At 44.1% G+C, this 617-nt stretch carries 1 protein-coding gene; it reads right to left on the bottom strand.

Annotated features, from left to right (window positions below; translation table 11 throughout):
- A partial coding sequence (locus J5M67_RS27410) for a baseplate J/gp47 family protein (RefSeq protein WP_207888541.1) occupies positions 1–617 on the bottom strand: 617 nt, incomplete at both ends.

Below are 617 nucleotides of genomic sequence, written 5' to 3'. Positions count from 1 at the left end.
ATATAACGACTCAACAATATTGGTAGCAAACTGAAACTTTGTGTTTCTCCAGCGTGCTCGTAGTTGCTCGTCTGTTTCTTCGTATCTTCCTGCCGATGCAGCTTGTGGGTTTGTGGCACTATCCCACCCAAGTACAGGAGTTCTGATTGTAGCAATGGTGTTCGCGGCCTGTTCGATTGGTCCTGCAACCGATGCCTCTACAGCCACCGTCTTAACAACTTTACTAATTGCTAGGTTATCACTAACTTCAAAATCAAAGAGTTGAAAGTTAGTGACAGGTCTGATGAAGAGTCTCCCGTTTTCCCTGCTTGTGTATAAGTCTTGATGGTTATTTTGCACCGCTGTTTCAAACGCAGAGTAGATTCCTTCAATTGAGGGGGTGCTGGTAGATGAAACAGTGATTGAAATGTAGCTCGAATCTGAAGATGCTCTATATCGGATTGTATAGCTATTATTAACATCCAGTGTTACAACGTTGATACTGACACCTACGGTTTGAGTGGGGTCGAAAACAACATCACTTACCGTACTGTAATCAATAGCGGTTAGATCGCTTCGCACAACCGACGCTGACGGAACAGTGATTCCCACAGAAGCAGTAAGATACATATCTGCCC

It is taken from the genome of Pseudomonas sp. 30_B (assembly GCF_017491605.1).
In the GTDB taxonomy this organism is placed as follows: Bacteria; Pseudomonadota; Gammaproteobacteria; order Pseudomonadales; family Pseudomonadaceae; genus Pseudomonas.
Note: the sequence above shows the minus strand (reverse complement) of the source record. Positions and strands in the feature narration are given on the sequence as shown.